The 22,912-nt window shown below is 32.1% G+C and carries 20 protein-coding genes and 1 pseudogene; 6 read left to right on the top strand and 15 right to left on the bottom strand.

The genetic code is table 11. From position 1 onward, the window contains the following. The first annotated feature begins 325 nt into the window (after positions 1-325). Positions 326-1,519: an ADP-forming succinate--CoA ligase subunit beta gene (gene sucC, locus Q0050_RS00425; protein WP_298391583.1), complete on the top strand. Its 1,194-nt coding sequence runs from the start codon at positions 326-328 to the stop codon at positions 1,517-1,519. Positions 1,520-1,867: 348 nt separating this feature from the next. On the opposite strand, the gene Q0050_RS00420 is transcribed toward sucC, so the two are convergent. Together Q0050_RS00420 and Q0050_RS00415 are read right to left on the bottom strand one after the other, a co-directional pair. After that, on the bottom strand, positions 1,868-2,308 hold the full coding sequence (locus Q0050_RS00420; RefSeq protein WP_298391581.1) for a DUF1456 family protein: 441 nt from the start codon (positions 2,306-2,308) through the stop codon (positions 1,868-1,870). A gap of 79 nt (positions 2,309-2,387) precedes the next feature. Further along, positions 2,388-3,191, bottom strand: a complete 804-nt coding sequence (locus Q0050_RS00415; RefSeq protein WP_298391579.1) for an alpha/beta hydrolase-fold protein — start codon at positions 3,189-3,191, stop codon at positions 2,388-2,390. A gap of 59 nt (positions 3,192-3,250) precedes the next feature. On the opposite strand from Q0050_RS00415, the gene Q0050_RS00410 reads away from it, so the two are divergent. Continuing rightward, positions 3,251-3,652 (top strand): TerB family tellurite resistance protein, encoded by a 402-nt coding sequence (locus Q0050_RS00410; protein ID WP_298391577.1) that lies wholly within the window; start codon positions 3,251-3,253, stop codon positions 3,650-3,652. Positions 3,653-3,831: 179 nt separating this feature from the next. Here the strand turns inward: Q0050_RS00410 and Q0050_RS00405 are convergent, their stop codons facing one another. The 3 genes from Q0050_RS00405 to Q0050_RS00395 all read right to left on the bottom strand — a co-directional run bounded on the left by Q0050_RS00405 (position 3,832) and on the right by Q0050_RS00395 (position 5,614). Continuing rightward, positions 3,832-4,305, bottom strand: coding sequence for a hypothetical protein (locus Q0050_RS00405; protein WP_298391575.1), 474 nt, complete (start codon positions 4,303-4,305; stop codon positions 3,832-3,834). Positions 4,306-4,508: 203 nt separating this feature from the next. After that, entirely contained in the window at positions 4,509-5,036 is a 528-nt protein-coding gene (locus tag Q0050_RS00400) for a hypothetical protein (RefSeq protein WP_298391573.1), read from the bottom strand. 170 nt (positions 5,037-5,206) lie between these two features. Further along, on the bottom strand, positions 5,207-5,614 hold the full coding sequence (locus tag Q0050_RS00395; protein WP_298391571.1) for a hypothetical protein: 408 nt from the start codon (positions 5,612-5,614) through the stop codon (positions 5,207-5,209). Positions 5,615-5,998: 384 nt separating this feature from the next. On the opposite strand from Q0050_RS00395, the gene Q0050_RS00390 reads away from it, so the two are divergent. Continuing rightward, positions 5,999-6,424 (top strand): Hsp20/alpha crystallin family protein, encoded by a 426-nt coding sequence (locus Q0050_RS00390; protein ID WP_298391570.1) that lies wholly within the window; start codon positions 5,999-6,001, stop codon positions 6,422-6,424. Positions 6,425-6,474: 50 nt separating this feature from the next. Here Q0050_RS00390 and uvrB read toward each other — a convergent pair whose 3' ends face one another. The 7 genes from uvrB to Q0050_RS00355 all read right to left on the bottom strand — a co-directional run bounded on the left by uvrB (position 6,475) and on the right by Q0050_RS00355 (position 14,011). Further along, positions 6,475-8,463, bottom strand: a complete 1,989-nt coding sequence (gene uvrB / locus Q0050_RS00385; RefSeq protein WP_298391568.1) for an excinuclease ABC subunit UvrB — start codon at positions 8,461-8,463, stop codon at positions 6,475-6,477. Between the two features lie 3 nt (positions 8,464-8,466). Beyond that, complete coding sequence (locus Q0050_RS00380; protein ID WP_298391566.1) at positions 8,467-8,763, bottom strand: type II toxin-antitoxin system RelE/ParE family toxin; 297 nt, start codon at positions 8,761-8,763, stop codon at positions 8,467-8,469. Further along, on the bottom strand, positions 8,748-8,978 hold the full coding sequence (locus tag Q0050_RS00375; RefSeq protein WP_298391564.1) for a hypothetical protein: 231 nt from the start codon (positions 8,976-8,978) through the stop codon (positions 8,748-8,750). The genes Q0050_RS00380 and Q0050_RS00375 overlap by 16 nt, the downstream gene beginning before the upstream one ends. 38 nt (positions 8,979-9,016) lie before the next feature. Continuing rightward, entirely contained in the window at positions 9,017-10,024 is a 1,008-nt protein-coding gene (gene rlmF, locus Q0050_RS00370) for a 23S rRNA (adenine(1618)-N(6))-methyltransferase RlmF (RefSeq protein ID WP_298391562.1), read from the bottom strand. A gap of 53 nt (positions 10,025-10,077) precedes the next feature. Next, complete coding sequence (locus Q0050_RS00365; protein ID WP_298391560.1) at positions 10,078-10,740, bottom strand: thiamine diphosphokinase; 663 nt, start codon at positions 10,738-10,740, stop codon at positions 10,078-10,080. 81 nt (positions 10,741-10,821) lie between these two features. Further along, positions 10,822-11,634, bottom strand: a complete 813-nt coding sequence (locus Q0050_RS00360) for a DUF4249 domain-containing protein (protein ID WP_298391558.1) — start codon at positions 11,632-11,634, stop codon at positions 10,822-10,824. 4 nt (positions 11,635-11,638) lie between these two features. Continuing rightward, entirely contained in the window at positions 11,639-14,011 is a 2,373-nt protein-coding gene (locus Q0050_RS00355) for a TonB-dependent receptor (RefSeq protein ID WP_298391556.1), read from the bottom strand. Between the two features lie 226 nt (positions 14,012-14,237). Between Q0050_RS00355 and Q0050_RS00350 the strand changes: the two genes are divergently transcribed. Then, the gene (locus Q0050_RS00350; protein WP_298391554.1) at positions 14,238-14,855 is read left to right on the top strand and encodes a hypothetical protein; all 618 of its coding nucleotides are present in this window, start codon (positions 14,238-14,240) and stop codon (positions 14,853-14,855) included. Between the two features lie 49 nt (positions 14,856-14,904). Here the strand turns inward: Q0050_RS00350 and Q0050_RS00345 are convergent, their stop codons facing one another. The 3 genes from Q0050_RS00345 to trmD form a co-directional block, all read right to left on the bottom strand. Next, a complete protein-coding gene (locus Q0050_RS00345; RefSeq protein WP_298391552.1) occupies positions 14,905-17,124 on the bottom strand; it encodes an NADP-dependent isocitrate dehydrogenase in 2,220 nt (739 codons plus the stop codon). 242 nt (positions 17,125-17,366) lie between these two features. Then, positions 17,367-17,723 (bottom strand): 50S ribosomal protein L19, encoded by a 357-nt coding sequence (gene rplS / locus Q0050_RS00340; protein WP_298391550.1) that lies wholly within the window; start codon positions 17,721-17,723, stop codon positions 17,367-17,369. Positions 17,724-17,871: 148 nt separating this feature from the next. Then, positions 17,872-18,549: a tRNA (guanosine(37)-N1)-methyltransferase TrmD gene (gene trmD, locus Q0050_RS00335; protein WP_298391548.1), complete on the bottom strand. Its 678-nt coding sequence runs from the start codon at positions 18,547-18,549 to the stop codon at positions 17,872-17,874. A gap of 574 nt (positions 18,550-19,123) precedes the next feature. On the opposite strand from trmD, the gene Q0050_RS00330 reads away from it, so the two are divergent. Then, entirely contained in the window at positions 19,124-19,693 is a 570-nt protein-coding gene (locus tag Q0050_RS00330; RefSeq protein WP_298391546.1) for a hypothetical protein, read from the top strand. Positions 19,694-19,726: 33 nt separating this feature from the next. After that, a pseudogene (locus tag Q0050_RS00325) lies at positions 19,727-22,912 on the top strand (hypothetical protein); the annotation flags it as partial.

Genomic DNA, 22,912 nt, shown 5'->3' with positions numbered 1-22,912 from the left:
CTTGAACTTTTTGCAAAGATAAGTCTTAGAGTTAGCAATGCCAAAGGGATAAGTATTTCTAAGGAATTGATAATTTTCAACTTATTTTGTTTTTAAAATCTCAATAAATTAGCATAGAATTTATATTTGTGAAAGCAGTTGCTTTATTATGGCAATAAACATTTAGTACAGAATTGATTAGTGGATTTCCTTAAGAGGATAAAACAGTCAGAATATTGGCTCGAAAAAAATATCAAATAAAGTTACTAAATTGGTATACATTTCTTTTTGGTTTCACTGAAATTAATTACTTTTGTGACACTTTATAAAAGAATAAATCTTCATTATGGACATACACGAATACCAAGGAAAAGAAATATTAGCCAGTTATGGTGTAAAAATTCAACGTGGTCACGTAGCAAACAATCCTCAAGAAGCGGTTGCTGCTGCAAAACAGCTGACTGCTGAAACAGGAACAGGTTGGCACGTTATCAAAGCTCAGGTTCACGCTGGTGGACGTGGAAAAGGTGGTGGCGTTAAACTTGCTAAAAATTTGCAACAAGTTGAGGAATTAGCAGAGCAAATTATTGGTATGCAATTAATCACTCCACAAACAAGTGCTGAAGGTAAAAAAGTTCACAAAGTTTTAGTTGCTGAAGATGTTTATTATCCTGGTGAAAGCGAAACTAGTGAGTTTTATATGTCGGTTTTATTGAACCGTGCTACTGCTAAAAATATGATTGTTTATTCTACAGAAGGTGGAATGGATATCGAAGAAGTTGCAGAACACACACCTCACTTAATTTTTAATGAAGAAATTGATCCAAATGTTGGATTACAAGGTTTTCAAGCTAGAAGAATTGCCTTTAATTTAGGTCTTTCTGGAAATGCTTTTAAAGAAATGGTTCAATTTATTGATGCATTATACAAAGCTTACGTTGGTTCTGATGCTTCTATGTTTGAAATTAACCCAGTTTTAAAAACATCTGATAATAAAATCATCGCTGTTGATGCTAAAGTAAATCTTGATGATAATGCTTTATACCGTCACCCAGCTTTAGCAGAATACAGAGACGTTCGTGAAGAAAATCCAATCGAAGTTGAAGCAAAAGCTGCCGGATTAAACTACGTTGACCTTGATGGAACTGTAGGTTGTATGGTTAACGGTGCTGGTTTAGCAATGGCAACAATGGATTTAATTAAGTATGCCGGTTTTGAACCAGCTAACTTCTTGGACGTTGGTGGAACTGCAGATGCAAAACGTGTGGAATTGGCTTTCAGAATCATTTTGAAAGATCCAAACGTGAAAGCTATTTTGATTAACATCTTTGGAGGAATCGTTCGTTGTGACCGTGTGGCTCAAGGTGTTGTTGATGCTTACAAAAATATGGGTGATGCAATTAAAGTGCCAATCATTGTAAGACTTCAAGGAACAAATGCTGAAATTGCTAAAGAATTAATTGATAATTCTGGAATGCCAATTTTATCAGCTGTTCAATTTCAAGAAGCTGCTGATCAAGTACAAGCTGCACTTTCTTAATTAGATAGAAATTAGTTTCTGAAATAAATTCAGAATAAAGATAGAAAATCCCGAGTTTGATGCTCGGGATTTTTTTATATCGTTCAAAGAAAAAATAGTGCAATTATAGCTAAACAAATTCCATTTATTATGGTTAACGTTTTCGTATTGTATTTAGTTTTAAAAGCTAAACAAGCCGGAATTAAAAAAGAATGAATTAGCAAAAGAAAAGGAATAGCAATAAAACCAAAACCCATTGGACCACCACCATTATAAAGTTTTTAATGGTTAACGGAATAAAAACTAGTAAGTTTGATGAAATGATGATTAAACCAAAAATCTTATTTACTATTTTATAATTCATTGAAATTATCCTTTGGTATTCTTTCCGTTTTTGTAGTTTACTTTTTCTACAATTTCAATTTTCTTTACCGGTTTTTTGTCTTTATAATTTGGTTTAGAAGCTGGTTTTTTCTTGAAATCACCAGACTTAAATTCTTTTTTAGGAGCTGCAACTTCTGTTTTTTTAAACTCTTTTGGTTGTGCTTCTTTTTTGTGAATTGCAATTACATCTGCTGGATTTTTTGGATTTTCTTTTGTACCGCGCAAATATATTACCAATCCGTTTAAGAAATTACGCAACACTTGATCACCGCATTCCATAAATTTAGGATGGTCTTCACTTCTAAAAAAGTTGCCAATTTCACCTTTAGACATTCTGAAATCTACCAATTTTAAAATTTCTTCTATTTGGTCGTCGCGAAGCATTAAAGCTACTCGTAGTTTTTTGAAAATATCGTTGTTGTTCAATGTTTTTATTGTTTATAGTTTGTTGTTTATGGTTTGTTGTTAAGCTAACTACTAACTATGAACCATAAACTACTAACAGTTAGAAAAGCCAAAGGTACGCTTTTTTGAAACCTTCTCGCCATAATTTTTCATTGTGTTGTCCTCCTTGTACAATTGTTTTTTTATTTAGCAGCTTGCATTCACAGCGTTTGGTGTTAATTTGATATTCCATCGCGTTTAAATCTTTTACCATATCGTCATCGCCTTCATTGTCTCCGCACAAAAAATATATTTTAGTTTTAAACGTCTTTGTTTGTTCCATCAATGTAAAAATTTCTTTTCTGTTGAACCAAAAAGAAGGTGAAAAGCAGCCAATTTTCCCAAATACTTTTGGATATTTTAAAGCACCATAAAACGAAATCAAGCCGCCTAACGAACTGCCGAAAAGTGCTGTATTGCTGGCATTTGTTTTTGTTCGATAAGATTTATCCACATAAGGTTTTAGGGTTTGTACAATAAAATCTAAATAAGCTTCACCGTTGCCACCACCATATTTTTCGTTTTTGAATGGTGTAAGTTCGTCCATACGTTTTTCGTTGCCGTGTTCGATTCCAATAACAATGACTTGCGCCGAAATGCTATCAAGTGTTTCATCAACATTCCATTCTCCAACGTAAGATGTTTTGGCATCAAACAAGTTTTGTCCGTCGTGCATATAGATTACTGGATATTTTTTCTTGGTATTGGAGTCGTATTCTTTTGGAAGATATACCCAAATTTTCTTGGTCGTTTTTAATTGAGGTGCATCGATAGTAAACGTTGTAACTTGTTTGCTAGCGGTACTTTGCTGCGCATTTAAAGTCAAATATCCTATACAAAGGAAAAAAGTTAAAATAAATTTCAAGTGATTTTATTTTTAGAATTTAACAAATAATTATATTTTAGCTAAAAATAAACATTTTGATGAACACTAAAGAACAAAAATTAAGTTTATTGTCAGATATGATTGCCTTTGCGATAGTTGATGGCGAATTGCACGAGAGAGAATATAGATTTTTATCACTAATTGCAATAGAACTTGGTGTGAATAACGACGAGCTGAAACAACTTTTTCACGATGAAAGTCGTAGTGAAATCATTAAAAGTGAGTTTGAACGCATTCAGCAATTTTACCGTTTAGCCTTGTTAATGCATTGCGATGGTGTTTTGCACGAAAGAGAACAAATAAAAATCCACGAAATCGGAATTAATATGGGATTAAACCCTTTCGCAATGAAGCGCGTTCTAAAAGCGATGCAGCAATCACCAACCCGAATGGTGTCACCCGATTATTTATTAGAAGTTTTTCAAGAACAAATGAATTAAACTCACAAATGTCGAGTATCTTTAAATAGGTTTTTGACGTTTGACGCTTTGCTTTTTTGGTAATAAACCGAGACGAAAGCTTTAGAGGTATGAACAAAACTTTAAATTAAAAACCTTTTCGATTTCAAATAAAGCAATTGCCTTGCCATTTTTTGAAATAGCTGATATGTGCTGTTTTATTAACCCATCCATGCAAGTAACACAGCTTTTTGTTTCCATAATTCGCCAATCTTTTCCATTAAAATTAAGCTACCATTTCCACATAAACCTTCTTTGCATTTCTCTGTTTCATAGAAAATAGCATAATTTCCATCCCTTGAAAAAATTGGTTCGGTAAATCTTTGTTTTTTAAACTCACGCTTTCCAGCTTTAAATGTAAATTCATGAAGTTTTCGAGTAGAATTTTTCAATTCTTTCCAATCAAATTTATTGACCACTATATTATATGCTTCTTCTCCTTCATACATTGAATTAATTTCATCTTCTATATAAATTTTAATATAGTTTGTAAGAATTTCGTTTGATATAGGTAATCTTGATATATCTTTCGTCGAGTAATTTTTTTGAATATAGTTTTCCAAAACAAGATTTGCATTTTGAGAAAAATTTGAGTTCCAAAATATTATGAAAAATATAAATAAACATTTTTTCATAGTTGTATTTTATCGTGATTTTTGAGAAAATAGCACATAACGTGCAGCGGCTTCAAGAAGTGGCGATGAACCAAGACCAAGCATTAACAAATATAAACAAAACTTTTAATTAAAGGCCTTTTCGATTTCAAATAAAGCAATTGCCTTGCTTTTTACTGAGACTATATTTAAATGGAGCTAATTTATATTAGTTTCGTGTCGGTTTATTTTTTCTTCGACATATAATTCAATGCAAAATTATTTATCCACTTATTAAAAAATATAAGTAATGTAATACTTAATAATATTGTTCCTTTAATAATGTACTTGTATAGAAGTCCAAGTTTGGGAAATATATCGTCAAAAGAATAAAATAGTGTATTAATTATGTGGTTTTTGAATAGCCCAAGTTTTATAAATAATAGCCCAATAAAAAAAATAATTAATGAGTTTAGCCAAAACATTTTCTTTCTTATAATGATTATTAAGGATAATATAAATCCTGTTAATAATCCAATCATATTGGACATACTATTCCAAAGTAAAAAATCTGAAATTCTACTAATGCCATTAGTATCTTTTTGCAATTGTTTTAAAGAGTTTTCAGCACCATATTTATCAATTAATTTAATGATTTCTATGTCATTAAGTTTTACAAATTGTTGAGTACAGAGAATAATGAAAATTGTCGCAATACTATGAAGTAGTATTATTCTCCAATTAATTTTATAAATTAGGTCGGGAGTTTTCATTGTCTTTTGTTCTCGTTAGTTGGTTGTCATCAACGTTCCCAAGCTTTGAGCTGTTGCGAAGTTCGGAACTTTTTATTTTCTGTTATAGATAAAATTTCTTACGAAAGATAAACTTGAATTTCGCACTTTTCTTGCAATAGCGCAGAACGTGTGCTAGCAGTAGCTTTATATTAATCAAGTACATAACCGTAGTACCAATTAACTATTTTCAATTCAGAAAATAAAAGTACTACAACTAATAAGTTATATCCAATGTATAAGAAAAATAATTTTTTATGCACATTTATTTTTGGAATGAAATATCTTAGTAAAATCATAATTGGAATATAGAAAATATTAAATAAGTAAAAATATAAGTAACTCCATACAATTCTTATTCCTATAGAGAATGGAAAAATATTAAATGATTTTCCGGTGCTTTTAATGAGTTCGGGTGTATAATCTTCTGATAATGGTACCATCCCGAATGTTAAATAAACATTTAGGTACGAATATATTGAAATTATCAAAAAAGCACTAGTCAATATAATTGAAGATACATAAATAGTTTTTTGAGTTTTATTGATAAATGAGGTCATCTTTTTAAATTGGTTACTGCTAAAGTTAACACTAACTTGCGTCTAAACTTTGCGTTATGACTTAAATGCGCTCAAATAAAGTTAGGAGTAGCGCTATTTGGTTTCTTATTTTACCCAAAGCTACAAAACTAAAATTTATCTTACAACGAAAGTAAGTTTTTATCTAGTGTTGATTATCTTTTATAATTCATTATTTGAGATGCTGCTATAAATTATAAATACTATTTCTTCTCTGAAAATTCGTCAGTTAAAAACTTCTTAAAATGCCAATATTTCAGTTTAAAGTATTGATATTCAGTCAAAATGACTTGTTTTTGGTGTTGGTATATAATTTGTTTTAATGTCAATAAAATATTAAATGTTTAATCTTAAAATATAACAATTATGAACTTAATTAAAAGAAACACTGTACCATTTCCATCTATTATCGATGAATTATTAAAACCAGATTGGTTGGGAGGAATTCAAAATTTTAATACCAATGTTCCTGCAGTAAATATCAAAGAAACCGATACAAGTTTCGGCATTGAATTAGCTGCGCCTGGAAAGAATAAAGAAGATTTCAATATCGAAATTGATCACAATGTGTTAACTATTTCGTCTGAAATGAAAACAGAAAAAGAAGAAGTCGAAGGAAAGTATACTCGCAAAGAGTTCAGTTATTCGTCTTTCAGGAGAGCATTCACTTTGCCTGAAACAGTTAATACAGAAAACATCAATGCCACTTATGAAAATGGTGTTTTGTATGTAGCACTTCCGAAGCGAGAAGAAGCGCTTCCAAAACCAAAACGTACGATTGCAATTGGTTAATAATTGTTGATTGGTATGAAAAAACGCAACCTTAAAAAGTTGCGTTTTTTTTATAATTTTTCTTGTAGCGCTTTAATTTCATCTCGGAATTTTGCGGCTTGCATAAAATCTAAATCTTTTGCAGCTTTCTCCATTGCTTTTTTGGCTTCTCGAATTTTCTTTTCAATTTCAGGTTTTGACAGGTACAAACTTTCAGGTTCGGCTGCTTTCAAGACTTGATTTTCGTAGTACTTTGTTGATACCGAATTGTTTCCTAATGCACTTCCCAAACTTTTATTCAAGGCTTTAGGTTCTTGTCCGTGTTTGGTGTTGTAATTAGTTTGTTTTTCTCTACGGTAGTTGGTTTCGTCGATAGTTTTTTGCATAGAATCGGTAATTTTATCACCATACATTATGGCTTTTCCATTCACGTTTCTTGCGGCACGTCCAACGGTTTGCGTTAACGAACGATGACTTCTAAGAAATCCTTCTTTATCAGCATCAAGTATGGCAACAAGAGAAACTTCGGGTAAATCTAATCCTTCACGAAGTAAGTTCACACCAATCAAAACGTCAAACAAACCTTTTCGTAAATCTTGCATAATTTCAACACGCTCCAAAGTATCTACATCAGAATGAATGTAGCGACAACGTATTGAAACTTTTGTCAAATATTTGGCTAATTCCTCAGCCATTCTCTTGGTTAAAGTTGTTACTAAAACACGTTCGTCGACTTCACAACGTTGTTGGATTTCTTCAATCAAATCGTCAATTTGATTCAAACTCGGACGTACTTCAATTATTGGATCAAGTAATCCGGTCGGACGAATAACTTGTTCTACATAAATTCCTTCCGATTTTTGTAATTCATAATCGGCTGGCGTTGCAGAAACATAAATGACTTGATTTTGCATTGATTCAAATTCTTCAAACTTCAACGGACGGTTATCCATCGCTGCCGGAAGACGAAATCCATATTCGACAAGGTTTTCTTTACGACTTCTATCGCCACCATACATAGCGTGTACTTGCGAAATGGTTACGTGACTTTCATCAACAACCATCAAGAAATCATCTGGGAAATAATCTAATAAGCAGAAAGGTCTAGTGCCAGGCAAACGACGGTCTAAATAGCGTGAATAATTTTCAATTCCAGAGCAATAACCAAGCTCACGAATCATTTCTAGGTCGAAATTAGTGCGTTCCTCTAGTCGTTTGGCTTCTAAATGTTTACCAATTTCTTTAAAATAATCGACTTGTTTTACCAAATCTTGTTGAATATCCCAAATGGCTGCTTGCAAAACATCTGGTGATGTAACAAACATATTGGCAGGATAAATCGTTAACTTGTCATATTTTTCTAAAACTTTAGAACTTCTTGCGTCAAAAGCTTCAATATCTTCAATTTCATCTCCAAAAAAGTGAATTCTAAATGGTTCGTCGCCATAACTCGGAAAAATATCTACAGTATCACCTTTAATTCTAAAGGTTCCAGGCGTGAATTCAGCTTCGGTTCTAGAATATAAACTTTGAACTAATCGGTGTAAAAGTTTGGTTCTTGAGATAACTTGATTTTTTTCAACAGTAACCACATTTTTTTGAAATTCAACTGGATTTCCGATACCATAAAGGCAAGATACGGAGGAAATTACAATGATATCACGACGACCAGAAAGTAGGGCAGAAGTAGTACTTAAACGTAATTTTTCGAGTTCTTCATTGATGGATAGATCTTTTTCGATATAAGTTCCAGTTACAGGAATAAAGGCTTCTGGTTGGTAATAATCATAGTACGAAACAAAATATTGCACCGAATTATTAGGAAAAAATTGTTTGAATTCAGAATATAATTGTGCGGCTAACGTTTTGTTATGAGCCAAAACCAGCGTTGGTCTGTCTACATTTTGAATAACGTTAGCTACAGTAAAAGTCTTTCCTGAACCCGTAACTCCTACAAGAGTTTGGTATTTTTCACCAATTAAAATACCATTTGAAAGTTTTTCAATAGCTTGTGGCTGATCACCTGTAGGTTCGTATGCGGAGATTACTTCGAATTTCATTTATTATAATTTCAATCTATCTGGGTTTTGTCTTGAATCCCAAACTGATAGTATAATGATTTGATTTTCATTTAATTCATAATAAACAATATGATTTTCAATGATTAAACCTCTAACATTTATTATATCTGTCTTTTTACCAATTGTAGGATAAAGGATTAGAAGATTTATTTCAGATTGTATTTTTCTAAAAAGGTTTTGAGAGTATGTTTTAGTTTTATTCCTAAAATTATAAAATTCTAGAATATGTTTTAATTCAATTTTAGCAATTGATGTCCATATAATTACTCTTTCAGCCATTTTTCCATTTCTTCGTTTACGGAATCATTTGAAAAATAATTGCCTTCTAAATATTCTTTTTGAGATTTTTTAATAGAACTTTTTTGGTCATCAGAGACCATTAATATGCTTTCCGATTTGCTATCCAAAATAGTATTAATTGCAGCTAAAAAAGCTTCATCATTGATTTCTGAAATTTTAGAAATTACAATGTTTTTTAAATCAATTGTACCCATAGATATTAGTTTTATACAAATTTAAGCAAAAGTTTTTATCAAACCGTGAACTTCCAATCTTTCTGCTGCTTTTCGCTCAAGAAAGTCCAAGCAACGAAACGACTTATTTTTTGTCCTTGTGCCATTTCTATAGTTTTAATTTCAACGGCTCCAACTTTATTTAAGGTTTTATAAATGCTTCTTAAATTATCTTTTTTAGAAACCAAAGTCGTAAACCAAAAAACTTGTAATGGATATTTTACACTTTCATAAATCATTTGAGTAATGAAGCCAATTTCGCCTCCTGAACACCAAAGTTCTGCGTTTTTACCACCAAAATTTAAAGTAAGTTTAGCTTCGCTTGTTCTAGATTTGTCTTGACTTAGCGTTTTTTCTTTTTCTAAATTAGTTACTTTGCGTAAAGCTTGTTTCGTTGCTTCATCTTGTGAGGCGTGAAATGGCGGATTACAAATTGTGAAAGCAAATTTATCTTCTGGCAGAATAATATTTTTGAAAATATATCTAGGTTCAACTTGTAGTTGTAAACTTATTGCTTCAATCAGATGCGGATTGTTTGCAATGATTTTTTTGCAATTTTGAAGCGCTTTCTCATCAATATCAGTTCCTACAAAGCTCCAATTGTATTCATTATTTCCAATAATTGGATAAATGCAATTAGAACCAATACCAACATCTAAGCCAATGGTAGATTCATCATTAGGAATGATTCCATTATTAGATTCGGCTAGTAAATCGGCGATGTAATGAATGTAATCAGCTCTACCGGGAATTGGCGGACACAAATAGTTTTTAGGAATGTCCCAATATTCCACACCATAATCGGAAATTAAAAGTGCTTTATTTAGCGCTTTTACAGCATCTGGATTTGCAAAATCAATAGTTTGCTTCTCCTGTTCGCTCTTGCTCGGGTCAATATCGTGTTCGTTGATGAAAATATAATTTTTTAATAAGGGATAATTATAAATTAATTTTTCAAAATCGTATCTAAATCTATGTTTATTTCTTGGGTGTAAAGTCGTTTTTTCGGTACTTGTTTTATTCTTCATTTTGTCATTTCTCTATTTCAAATATAGGAAATTGATTATAGATAACCAAAGTTTTAGTCAAAACATTCCATTAAAAGTAAATCGCCTTTTTGATGCTCGATTTTTACTATTCCATCTTTCGCTACGTGATTGCTACTTCCGGTTCGATATCCAAGGGTAAGCTGTTCGTTATTTAAAGGATAAAATAAATTATGGGTTGTAATTCCATTAACTTGTCCGATTGGAATTAACGAAATAGGAGTGTTTTTTGTGTACCATTTTTCAAATTTATTGGGCAATAAAAATATTTTGGAATGGTCATCAAGGATTACAATTTTTAATTTATTTCTATAACTAACAATAGTTGTGATATTGGTAATGGTATGATCTGCGCGTTTTCCTGTTGCCCATACTACGTTAACAGCTTTATGACCTTTATCTATTAAATAATCAAATGCTTTTTCTAAGTCGGTTTTATCTTGGTTTGGAGTATGAACAATTTCAAGCGGAAACTGCTTTTCTTTATAAATTTCGGCATCAAAATCATCATCAAAGTCTCCTAAAAGTACATCAATTTTAATGTCTAATTGCAAAACTCGATCAATGGCATTGTCTAAGACTACAACAATTGGCGACCATTCTAATAATTGGCCTAAAAGTTCAAAACTGCACGAAGCACCATTTGCTATGATTAATGCAGGTTCTTGATCGTCGCGAACAATATGATGTGATGACATTTAAATAAAGTAGTTTAAAGTTTTAGATGTAAAATTGCAAGTCTATTTTCAAAAGTACTACTTTATTTGACAACTCTAAATTTATTGCACTGTATAACTTAAAGTATCGGTTTCTGATAAATGGAAATATCCTAGTGGATAATTACTTTCATTAGTTTGATTAATAATATTTCCTCTTAAAGTTGCTGGTGGCGTTGCAAAAGGGCTACCATTGGTGCTGCCTGCAATATTTAACAACTTATTCATATAGTTAAAATAACGAGTTGAAATTCCTTTCAAACTAAAGGTCAAAATATGACCCGCTTTCAAATCGCTATTGGTATAAAATCCGAACATTTGATTTCCTTGAAAAAATTCATCTTTTATGACACCAAATTCAGGAAGTAATTTATCAGAATTTTTCACTCCAATCAAATAATTATTGTCTTCTAAAGCATTGTCTTGATAGAAAAATTTTACTTGAATTTCATCACCAGCAAATCCTTGAACGGTTGTTTGTTGTGTCGTGTCAATAGTTGGTGTAGCCAATAGTTTTTCAGTTGAAGTATAATTTTGACCTTCGTAAATAACCGACAAAGTATAATTTTCATTGATTACAGGAACAAAATTAGAACAAATGTATTCGCCTGTATTGGGTGTTTCAACAAAGTTAAAAACGGTATTTGAACTATTTGTGACAGTTACTGTAGCACCAGAAACTACTGGAATGGTACTATTATAAAAATCAGTGGTTAAAGTCAGTTTGATTTTTTGTTCGTTTCCGATTGTTCCTTTTTGCCATAAAATATTGGCATCAATTACTAATTTTGGTGCTGCGGTATCTAAATCAATATCGACTTTGTCTTCGCAACTTACTAAAAATAAAAGTGCTAGAATGTAGATTATATTTTTCATTTTTTTAAAATTTAAAGTTGTAAGAAACTGCAGGAACTATACCAAAGATGGATAACTTAATGGCTTCATTTTGTCCAGTGTCTTGGTTTTGTCTGAAACTAATTGATGCAGCATTTTTTCGTGCATATAAGTTATAAATACTAAAAACCCATTCACCTTTCCATCGTTTTTTCTCACTGCTTTTGGGCGTTAAAGTTGCTGAAACATCTAAGTGATGGTAAAGCGGAAGGTTGTTTTCATTTCGCAATCCATAACTAGGAACTTTAATTCCTTGATAAGTATATTGCCCATTAGGATAGGTTACTGGTTGTCCGGTTTGAAGTACAAAATTGGCACCGAAATTCCATTTTTTATTTAATTTATACGAACTGGTTACGGCTAAATTATGGGTTTTATCATAAGCAGAACGGTACCAATTGCCATTATTTATTCCGGTTTCATTTGGAGTTCTACCTGGAGTTCGTTGTTCAGAACGCGAAAGTGTGTATGAAATCCAGCCGTTGAACTTGCCTGTATTTTTCTTGAACATTACCTCTAATCCGTAAGAACGCATTTCGCCATTTAAGATCACTTGTTCGATAGCTTCGTTTGCAATCAAATCGGCACCATCGATATAGTCAATTCTGTTTTTAACCTTTTTGAAAAAACTTTCTACTTCAATAGAATAGGCATCGTCTTTAAAATTTGCAAAATAGCCAAGGGCAACTTGATCGGCAATTTGAGGTTGGATGAAATTATCACTTGGTGTCCAAACGTCAAGTGGAGTAGGTGACGCCGTATTGGTGACAAGTTGTAAATATTGAACCATTCGGTTATAACTAGCTTTAACCGATTTGTTATCATCTAATTCATAGGCAACGGAAAATCTTGGTTCAAAGTTGTTGAAATCGGCAATGACTTGATTTTTGCTAAAAAATTCTGTTCCTATTGGAGTTGCTTTCTCATAGATTTTTAAATCATTATCAAATGTTACCGCTTGATTATTAGCATAGATATTTCGAGTCGAACTACCTAATCTGTAAAACAAACTGTAGCGCAAACCGTATTCTATATTTATTTTATCGCTAACTTTTTGTTCTGCGCCAGCATAAAATGCAGGTTCAAAAGCATACTTTTTTTCTAATTGACGAAAATTTATCCCGGAATCACTTCTTGAAGGTTCGATAGTTCCCGGATTGAAATCATAATAAATTCCGTTAGCACCAAAATTTAATTTGATTTTATCGTTTAAATAGTACTTAAAATCATATTTGATATTATAATTTTTAATGCCTGAATCCCAATTAAATCCAACGAAATCTAAATTTAAACCATAATAATAATCACTATAGATTAAAGATAAATTAGAAAATAACTGGTCTGAAAATAAGTGATTCCAACGCAAGTTTAATGTGGAGTTTCCGTAGGTATTGGTAAAACTTTGGTTTAGTGAGAAAACGTCTCTACCAAAATATCCAGATAAGTATAAATTGTTGTTTTTGTTGACTTTATAATTTAATTTAGTATTTAAATCATAAAAATAAGCCGAGTTTTCGTTATTGGATAATTTTAAAAACAAATGTGCGTAAGAACCACGACCGGCAACAATAAACGAACCTTTGTTTTTGACAATTGGACCTTCAGCTAACAATCGACTAGAAATTAATCCGATGCCGCCATTCATATGAAAATTATTGCTGTTGCCATCTTTTTGATAAATATCTAAAACAGACGATGCTCTTCCGCCAAAGCGCGACGGAATTCCGCCTTTATAAAGTTTTAGATCTTTTATGGCATCAGGATTAAAAACTGAGAAAAAACCAAATAAATGCGAAGAATTATAAATGGTAGCTTCATCAAGAAGAACTAAATTTTGGTCGGCGCCACCACCACGAACATTAAATCCTGATTGACCTTCGCCAGCATTAGTAACTCCAGGAAGAAATAATATTGATTTAATGATGTCAACTTCGCCCAAAACAACTGGCATTTGTTTAATAGTTGCAATTGACATTTTATTGACACTCATTTCAGGTTTTCGAGTGTTGGTTCCAATTTTTTCTTTTATTACAACTTCCTCTAGTAATTCGCCGCTTTCTGAAAGGCTAAAATTTTTCTTGATATTTTGATCTAATGTAATTTTTTCATCAATAGTTTCATAACTGATATAACTAATGCTTATTTCATAATTGCCTTTTGGTAAGGTCAAAGAATAAAAACCATATTCGTTGGTGATAGTAAAGGACTTCGTGCCTTTGACAATCACGTTGACGCCTATTAGCGTTTCGTTATTTTTTTTATCAGAAATGGTTCCGCTTATTGTGAATTTTTCTTGTGAAAAACCACAAAACGACAGTAATAAAAATAAAATTAAAGACGTTAATTTATTAAAAGGCATACTCTTTGATTTAGATTTGCAAATTTGACGATTAATTATCTTTAATTTTAGATAACGAATGTTAATGTATGGTTAATAATTAAGGAGTTGTATTTCTTTTTTAAATATATTTACACTTTAAAGTAGTATGGTTAGGATAATATTTTTAGTTACTTTTTTAGTTTGTTTTTCCTTTAGTTCTCAAGCCCAATTTGAGCAAACTAAAAGAAAAGTGAACATTAGTGCAATGCCAGAAAAAGCAGCGAAAAAGAAAGCTGTTATGCCAGAAACTCCGCCAAAAACAATTGCACCAGAGATAAAATTTGAAAGTCAATATTTTAAATCTAATGACGATAAGTTGTTGAGAGATTTGCCGAAGCTACCAAAAGTAGGCGAGGTTCAAAGCCCGAAAACATATGATGTAAGACCAGCTTCCGAAATTTATACTGAAAAAATTCAATCCCAAATGGCTAAAGAAGGTATCACTAGAGAAATCCTCAATAGTGATATTTTTCTTGGAGAATATACTGTTTATACTAGTGAAATTAAAATTTCAGCAAGAGATTATAGTGCTATTGATGGCGATATGGTTCGAATTTGGTTGAATGGAGAAATTGTAACTAAGGTTATTGATTTAGATTCAGGATATCAAAAATATGATTACAATCTTAAAGAAGGATTGAATATTATTCAAATTGAAGCCTTGAATATTGGTTTGTCTTTTCCAAATACCGGACAGTTCTCGTTTGTTGATGGTAACGGAAAAATAATCACGGAGCAATTTTGGGGTTTGAACGAAGGTTATCGAGCAATAATTAAAGTTTACAAAAAGAAAGGTTTGGACAAAGAACCAACAAATGAATAAAAAAAGACGACTTAATTCAGTCGTCTTTTTGTTTGAATACTATTTATTATTAATTCAACTGCTCTAATATTGAATTAAAGGTTGCACTTGGGCGCATTGCTTTGAACATTAATTCTTGGTTTGGTTTGTAGTAACCTCCAATTTCTTGAGGTTTTCCTTGAGCACCAATTAGTTCAGCATTGATTTTCTCTTCATTTTCAGTTAATTGTTTTGCGATAGGTTCAAATTTAGCTTTTAATTCTAAATCTTTATCCTGAGCTGCAAGCGCTTGCGCCCAATAAAGTGTAAGATAAAAATGTGAACCTCTATTGTCAATGCTGCCGATTTTTCTTGATGGCGATTTGTCGGTATCTAAGAATTTTTCTGTTGCAGAATCAAGTGTTTCAGATAAAACAAGTGCTTTTTTGTTATTAAAAACTTGACCTAAATGTTCTAAAGAAACTCCAAGTGCAAGAAATTCGCCAAGTGAATCCCAACGTAGATAACCTTCTTCAATAAATTGTTCAATATGTTTTGGGGCAGATCCACCAGCGCCAGTTTCAAATAAACCACCACCATTCATTAAAGGAACGATAGAAAGCATTTTAGCTGAGGTTCCAACTTCTAATATTGGAAATAAATCGGTTAAATAATCTCGAAGTACATTTCCTGTTACTGAAATAGTGTCTTCACCTTTAACGATTCTCTCAAGAGTGAAATTAGTTGCAGCCACAGGATTCAAAATTCTTATGTCTAAACCTGTTGTATCATAATCTTTTAGATAGGTTGTAACTTTTTCTATCAATTGTCTATCGTGTGCGCGATTTTCATCTAACCAAAATACCGCAGGCGTGTTAGACAATCTTGCTCTGTTAACAGCAAGTTTTACCCAGTCTTGAATAGGAGCATCTTTGGTTTGACACATTCTAAAAATATCTCCCGATTGTACTTTTTGTTCCATTAATACGTTTCCGTTAACGTCTGTAACTTTTACAACTCCATCGGAAGCCAACTGAAATGTTTTGTCGTGTGAACCATATTCCTCTGCTTTTTGAGCCATAAGTCCAACGTTTGGTACGCTTCCCATTGTTACAGGGTTGAATGCTCCGTGTTTTTTACAGAAATCAATTGTTGCAGTATAAAGTCCTTCATAGCAACGATCTGGAACAATAATTTTAGTGTCTTGTCCTTTTCCTTCGGCGTTCCACATTTGACCTGAAGTTCTAATCATTGCCGGAATTGAGGCATCAATAATTACATCAGAAGGAACGTGAAGGTTAGTTATTCCTTTATCAGAATTTACCATTGCAATGGCTGGACCAGTTTCATAAACCGCATTTATTGCCGCTTCAACTTCAGCTTGTTCAGGTCTGCCAGCGATTTTAGCATAAACATCACCTAAACCATTTTTGGTATCTATTCCTAATTCTGCAAAAAGTGTAGCATATTTAGTGAAAACATCTTTATAGAAAACATCAACAGCAGCCCCAAAAATAATTGGGTCAGAAACTTTCATCATTGTAGCTTTCATATGAATTGAAAACAAAACACCTTTTTCTTTGGCGTCGATGATTTCTTTGGCGATAAACTCTTTGAATTTTGAAATACTTAAAGCAGAACTATCTATAATTTCACCAGCTTTTAATGGAGTACTTGCTTTTAGTACAGTTGTAGTTCCGCTGTTGTCAACAAATTCAATTTTAACATCAGTAGCTTCGGTAACGGTAACTGAGGTTTCGCTTCCATAAAAATCGCCACTTTCCATACTTGAAACGTGTGTTTTAGAATCAGAAGACCATGCACCCATTGAATGTGGATGTTTTCGAGCGTAATTTTTTACAGCTTTTGGTGCTCTTCTATCAGAGTTACCTTCTCTAAGAACAGGGTTTACTGCTGAACCTAATACTTTTGCATATTTTGCTTTAACAGTTTTTTCTTCGTCAGTTTGTGCTTCTTCCGGAAAATTTGGAAGTGCATATCCTTTAGATTGTAATTCTGCTATAGCATCTTTTAATTGTGGTACAGAAGCTGAAATGTTTGGAAGTTTGATAATGTTGGCTTCTGGAGTATTTGCTAATGCTCCAAGTTCGTTTAATGCATCGCCAAGTTTTTGTTCTTCGGTTAAATATTCTGGGAAGTTCGCAATGATTCTTCCTGCTAATGATATATCTCTACTTTCTACATCAATATCGGCTGTTGCAGCGAATGATTTAATGATTGGAAGTAATGAAAATGTGGCTAACATTGGCGCCTCATCAGTAATAGTGTAAATGATTTTAGACTTTGACATTTTGTTGTTTGTTTTTATATCAAACGATATTTTCGTTTATGTTGTAAAATAAATTTCGCGGATAGCAAAGATATGAAAATGAGATAAAATAGGTAATGATTTACAACGAAATCGATTGAATTATGAATTTATTATTTTAAAGATTTTAAATTGTGAATTTGATAATTTGAAGTTGACTTTATTGCAAAAAAAAATCCTTTTGTTTTATCAAAAGGATTTTTCTATTCATTTTCAAGAAAGAATTAGTTTTTGTATCTTCTTTCTTTGATTTTTGCTTTCTTACCAGTAAGTTCTCTAAAGTAATAGATACGAGCTCTTCTAACTTTACCTCTTTGGTTAACTTCAACTTTTTGTAAAGCTGGCATATTGATTGGGAAGATACGCTCTACACCAACTGCACCAGACATTTTACGGATTGTAAAAGTTTCAGTTAAACCTGAACCTTTTCTTTGAATAACAACTCCTTTAAAAAACTGAGTTCTTGTTTTTTCACCCTCTTTAATTTCATAGTAAACTGTGATTGTATCACCAGCTCCAAATGAAGGGAAATCTTTTTTTGTTGATAATTCGTTATTTACGAAATCTACTAAATTTGCCATTTTTAATTCTATTATGGTTTAAATCTGAGTAACATTCACGGTTTTCGCCAGAGGTTAATCAAATGAGGGTGCAAAAGTACAAATTTATTTTAAATAAACAAGTTTTTGTTTTTAGTTTTAAATGATTTTTAAACTAAAATAAAGTAGTTTATTCTTCTAATAAGTCTGGTCTTCTGTTTTTGGTATGTTCATAGGCCATATCTTCACGCCATTTGTCAATTTTAGCAAAATGACCGCTAGTTAATACGTCTGGAACCTTCCATCCTTTATAATCGGCTGGTCTTGTGTAAATTGGTCCTGAAAGTAATCCATCTTGAAAACTATCGGTTAAGGCAGAGGTTTCATCACTTAATACACCCGGAATTAATCTTATTAAAGCATCTGATAAAACTAATGCACCGAGTTCACCGCCAGAAAGTACATAGTCACCAATTGATATTTCTTTTGTAATAAAATGATCACGTACTCGTTGATCCACTCCTTTATAATGACCACATAAAATGATGATGTTTTCGTACATTGACATTGTATTTGCCATTTTTTGATTTAAAGTTTCACCATCAGGAGACATATATATTATTTCATCGTAATTTCTTTGAGTTTTTAAATGAGTAATGCAATCATCAATAGGTTGAATCATCATAACCATGCCTGCACCACCACCAAACGGATAATCGTCTACCGATTTTTGTTTGTTAGTTGTGTAATCTCTCAAGTTATGAAAATGCACTTCAACCAATCCTTTATCGATGGCGCGTTTCATAATTGATGCCTCAAACGGGCTTCTGAGTAATTCAGGTAATAATGTAATAATGTCTATTCTCATTTACTATGTATTATTCTGCAAAGATACAAAGTAAATAGCATTTGTTAAAAGGTTTAAGAAATCGCCGTTTAATTGTTACATAAAGAGAGAGTAAAAACACGTATTTCTACGGGTATAGTTTTATGAACTAACTTTATAAGTTTGTGAAGTCAAAATGGTGTTTCATAGAATTTATCGTTAGACCAATTGAGTGAAATGTATTTTTGCAAATTGAATCATTTAATTTGAATTTAAAATATTGATTGTCAAATATTTATATTTATATAATAAAATTTTAAGTAAATTTTAAGTTTAAATTAACAAAAAATAGTCCAAAAGTGTAGCTGAACGATTTTCAATGCTTTTCAACGTTTTTAATTTTTTGTAGGAAAGTTATAATTTAGGTTTGCTGTAGAATTAATTCGACTAAAATCGAAGAGATAAAAAAGAAATTAAAATATATTGTGAAGTTGATCTTAGCTTTCTGCCCCGAAACTAAAGATAAAATAAACTTAACCTCGAAAGAAATTTAAACCTTGTTTAAATCTCATTAGTGCTATATTTTAATAATAAAAAACATTTAAAATATAATATTATGAGTAATTTAAAAGTAAAACAATTAACAAAATCGTCTGTTCTACAATCTAAAAGATTTGTAAGAACTCTTAAGATTGCTTTTGTAATTTTATTGATGATGTTTTCAATTTCCAGCGTTCATTCACAAAGAACTGCACAAGCGAATCAAATCATTACAAAAGATGCTTTTTTGAATTCTATATCTACTTCAAACACTAGAAGTTCTTCAGCAGAGTATAATACAGTACTGGGTTTATTAAATAATTCAAATGCGTCTTTGTATCTAAGTAATGGTCAAGCTAGAACATTCGGGCAAATGCCAGTTTGTATGTACACTGACCTAACTTCACTTAGCATTGCAGATCGACCTGATTTACCAACTAATGATATTCAGATAGTGACAATAAAGATTGCAAGAGCGTCTGATATTAGTGGTCCGATAGATTTAACAACAATCTGTAATTACAAAAACGTAAAATACATTCACATCAAATTAAATTTTGATATGGAAGCAACTCAATTGGCTAGATTGATTAAAAACTGTAACCCGAAATGCGTTGTTTTTTTCAGCGTTGAAAAAATATCTTAAGTTATTATTTTGAATAAAATAAACCTATTTATTATGAAAAAATCATACTCAAATACAAATAATCGAATTAGCTTTTACTTTATCCAGACAATGTTCTTGCTAGGGTTATTATTTTCTGCTAATGCACAAGTTAGAGTACCTTTTACGCAAAGGACTTCTCAATATACACCATCAAGAAATGTTTATAACATTAAAGGTGATTTTGCAATGGTTGGAAATACGAATCTAACACTTCAAAGTTATAACGACACCGATACTAACAACAACCAAATGGTTTATGTTGATATTGATGGAGATGTAAATACACTTAATTCATCATCAGCAAATTTGACATTTTCTACTGAAAATGGTGCTTTGCCATCTTGTTCGAAAATAGTTTATGCAGGATTGTATTGGACAGGAAGATCGTCGGATTCTAACCCAAGTAACAATATTTTTACGATAACAAAGTCGGTTCCTGGCAATCAAGCAATTAATACAAATTATAATGTTGGAAATGGTAACGCGATTACAAATACCAACTATTCTTTAGGAATTACTAGAGGTGGAGGAACAGGTAATCGTTATCCAATCTATACATTCTCAAACGGCACTAATAGTTATGTTTTCAATTATACTAACGCAGTTGGAGCAGCTATGGTTACTTTATCTGTGAATGGTGCCGCTGCTGTTAATGTACCAGTTACTGTTTCAACAACAGGATCAACTTCAACAGCAACATTAAATACTCCTTATGTTATTACAAACGGATCTGTAATTTTAACAATTAAAGATTTAGTTAGAGACACATCTACAAGCTTAACTACAACTAATACTCAGACTACTTCATTTTCTAATGTTAATGTATCAGGTACAATTTTGGGTACTGTATCAGTAACGAAAACATATGATAAACGAGTTATATCTTTAAAAGGACCACAATCATCAACCTATACTCAGTTTACAGCTGCAGCTACAGATATTTATTATCCTACAACTACAGATGGATATATGTATTCAGCTTACGCCGAAGTTACAGATTATGTTAGAAACAATGGATTAGGAAATTATTTTGCTGCTGATTTAGCATTAGTTGAAGGTAATGGCGGAGGAACTGGTTTCTACGGCGGATGGAGTTTGGTAGTTGTTTATGAAAATTCTAAAATGAAATACAGAGATGTAACAATCTTTGATGGTCACGCTTATGTTGCGGGTAGTGTTACAGCTGATTTTGAAATTCCAGTTTCGGGATTCAATACGGTGCAATCTGGACCAGTAAATATGAAATTAGGTTTAATGGCAGGTGAAGGTGATAGAGGAATTTCAGGTGATTACTTTCAAATACGAAACCATACCAATACAAGCTGGGTAACATTAAATCACTCAGGAAATGCGATAGATAATTTCTTTAATTCATCAATTCAAACAGGTGGTAATACTAGAAATCCAAATTTACTTAATAACACGGGTTTAGATATTAGTGTTTTTGATATTCCAAATTCTAATAATACTGTTTTAACAAACAATCAAACGGTTACTAGGTTTAGATATGGTACAACCCAAGATACTTATGTGATTTTCGCAGCTGTAATGTCGGTTGACGCTTATATTCCAGATGTTGAAAATGTGTTAACTACAACAGCAATAAATAATGTTCCTGTAGTTGCTGCTCCGTATACAGTTTTACCTGGACAAGAAATGACTTTTAATGTTTCAATCAAAAATTTAGGAACAGAACCAATTAATAATTACAAACTTATAATTCCGATGCCTTTTAATGCAACTTATGTGGCAGGAAGTGCAGTTGGTACTATATTATTTTCACCATTACCAACTCCAAATACAATATTTTTTGATCCTACTTTAGGTGCAACAGGTTCACTTGTATGGGATTTTGGTACTTTACCTTTGCCAGCTGATCCAAGTACACTATTAGGTTCATTAACATTTAAATTAAGTGCAACAACTGATTGTTCTATATTGAGTAATCCAAATTGTTTGGCTCCTATCTCTGTTAATGGAACATCGTCTGGTGTTGGAGGAATAACAGGAGTTAGTTTTAATGGAAAGGGATATATAAAAGGTTATACACAAAATGGGAACTGTGTTGGTGAGCCAATAAGTCAACCTTTGAATGTAGATATTAATGGTACTAATTACGTAAATGCGAATTGTCAAAATACGCCATTAGTTAGAAATTTTAATATTTGCAATTCTAGTACAACTGTTGCTGTTTCTCAAATAGCTTCAAATTTTCCTTTAGGTTCATTATTTTACAACGAATATCCAATTACTTCTACGTCTATTCAATATAATGTTAATACACCGTTTCCAGCAATTGCAGGATCGACAGTAACCTATTATGCAGTTCCTCCAAATACTTCAGGTTGTTTTTTCCCATTTACAATTAGTAGATGTGGAGCGATTAATGCGATAGATGACAATTATTCAAATATAAATTGTTCTTCTTCTGGTTTGATTGGAAACGTTATTTCAAATGATTTATTAAATAATATTCCAGTTTCATCTAATCAAGTAACATTTACATTATTAACAGGAAGTAATCCAAATATAACTTTTGATAATTCTGGCAATATAACTATTGCTAGCGGAATAAGCGCAGGATCGTACACGTTTACTTATAGAATATGTGAAATTGCAAATCCATCTAATTGCGACATAGCTACAATTACAATAAATGTTGTAGATACAACAGCTCCAGTTATTGCAGCATTACCATCGCCATCAACAATCAGTTGTCCAGCGACGCCTAGTTTTGCAACAGCAACAGCAACAGATGCTTGTGGCTCAGTTACTTTAACATTTAATGATGTAATAACAAACGGACAATGTGCTTCAAGTTATTCAGTAACTAGAACTTGGACAGCAACAGACTCAAATGGTAACACATCAACAGCATCTCAAACAATCAATGTAACCGATACAACAGCTCCAGTTATTGCAGCATTACCAGCTCCAAGTACAATTTCTTGTCCAGCGACGCCGAGTTTTGCAACAGCAACAGCAACAGATGCTTGCGGATCAAATGTTACATTAACATTCAATGATGTAACAACCAACGGACAATGTGCTTCAAGTTATTCAGTAACGAGAACTTGGACAGCAACAGACGCTTGTGGAAACACATCAACAGCATCTCAAACAATCAATGTAACTGATACAACAGCACCAGTTATTGCAGCATTACCAGCTCCAAGTACAATTTCTTGTCCAGCGACG

It is taken from the genome of Flavobacterium sp. (assembly GCF_027483985.1).
Lineage (GTDB): Bacteria > Bacteroidota > Bacteroidia > Flavobacteriales > Flavobacteriaceae > Flavobacterium.
Note: the sequence above shows the minus strand (reverse complement) of the source record. Positions and strands in the feature narration are given on the sequence as shown.

Bases quoted from the DNA above. Each gene is read 5' to 3' on its own strand.
- sucC (WP_298391583.1), top strand. From the start codon at position 326: ATGGACATACACGAATACCAAGGAAAAGAAATATTAGCCAGTTATGGT.
- Q0050_RS00410 (WP_298391577.1), top strand. From the start codon at position 3,251: ATGAACACTAAAGAACAAAAATTAAGTTTATTGTCAGATATGATTGCC.
- Q0050_RS00405 (WP_298391575.1), bottom strand. From the start codon at position 4,305: ATGAAAAAATGTTTATTTATATTTTTCATAATATTTTGGAACTCAAAT.
- Q0050_RS00400 (WP_298391573.1), bottom strand. From the start codon at position 5,036: ATGAAAACTCCCGACCTAATTTATAAAATTAATTGGAGAATAATACTA.
- Q0050_RS00395 (WP_298391571.1), bottom strand. From the start codon at position 5,614: ATGACCTCATTTATCAATAAAACTCAAAAAACTATTTATGTATCTTCA.
- Q0050_RS00390 (WP_298391570.1), top strand. From the start codon at position 5,999: ATGAACTTAATTAAAAGAAACACTGTACCATTTCCATCTATTATCGAT.
- uvrB (WP_298391568.1), bottom strand. From the start codon at position 8,463: ATGAAATTCGAAGTAATCTCCGCATACGAACCTACAGGTGATCAGCCA.
- Q0050_RS00380 (WP_298391566.1), bottom strand. From the start codon at position 8,763: ATGGCTGAAAGAGTAATTATATGGACATCAATTGCTAAAATTGAATTA.
- Q0050_RS00375 (WP_298391564.1), bottom strand. From the start codon at position 8,978: ATGGGTACAATTGATTTAAAAAACATTGTAATTTCTAAAATTTCAGAA.
- rlmF (WP_298391562.1), bottom strand. From the start codon at position 10,024: ATGAAGAATAAAACAAGTACCGAAAAAACGACTTTACACCCAAGAAAT.
- Q0050_RS00365 (WP_298391560.1), bottom strand. From the start codon at position 10,740: ATGTCATCACATCATATTGTTCGCGACGATCAAGAACCTGCATTAATC.
- Q0050_RS00360 (WP_298391558.1), bottom strand. From the start codon at position 11,634: ATGAAAAATATAATCTACATTCTAGCACTTTTATTTTTAGTAAGTTGC.
- Q0050_RS00355 (WP_298391556.1), bottom strand. From the start codon at position 14,011: ATGCCTTTTAATAAATTAACGTCTTTAATTTTATTTTTATTACTGTCG.
- Q0050_RS00350 (WP_298391554.1), top strand. From the start codon at position 14,238: ATGCCAGAAAAAGCAGCGAAAAAGAAAGCTGTTATGCCAGAAACTCCG.
- Q0050_RS00345 (WP_298391552.1), bottom strand. From the start codon at position 17,124: ATGTCAAAGTCTAAAATCATTTACACTATTACTGATGAGGCGCCAATG.
- rplS (WP_298391550.1), bottom strand. From the start codon at position 17,723: ATGGCAAATTTAGTAGATTTCGTAAATAACGAATTATCAACAAAAAAA.
- trmD (WP_298391548.1), bottom strand. From the start codon at position 18,549: ATGAGAATAGACATTATTACATTATTACCTGAATTACTCAGAAGCCCG.
- Q0050_RS00330 (WP_298391546.1), top strand. From the start codon at position 19,124: ATGAGTAATTTAAAAGTAAAACAATTAACAAAATCGTCTGTTCTACAA.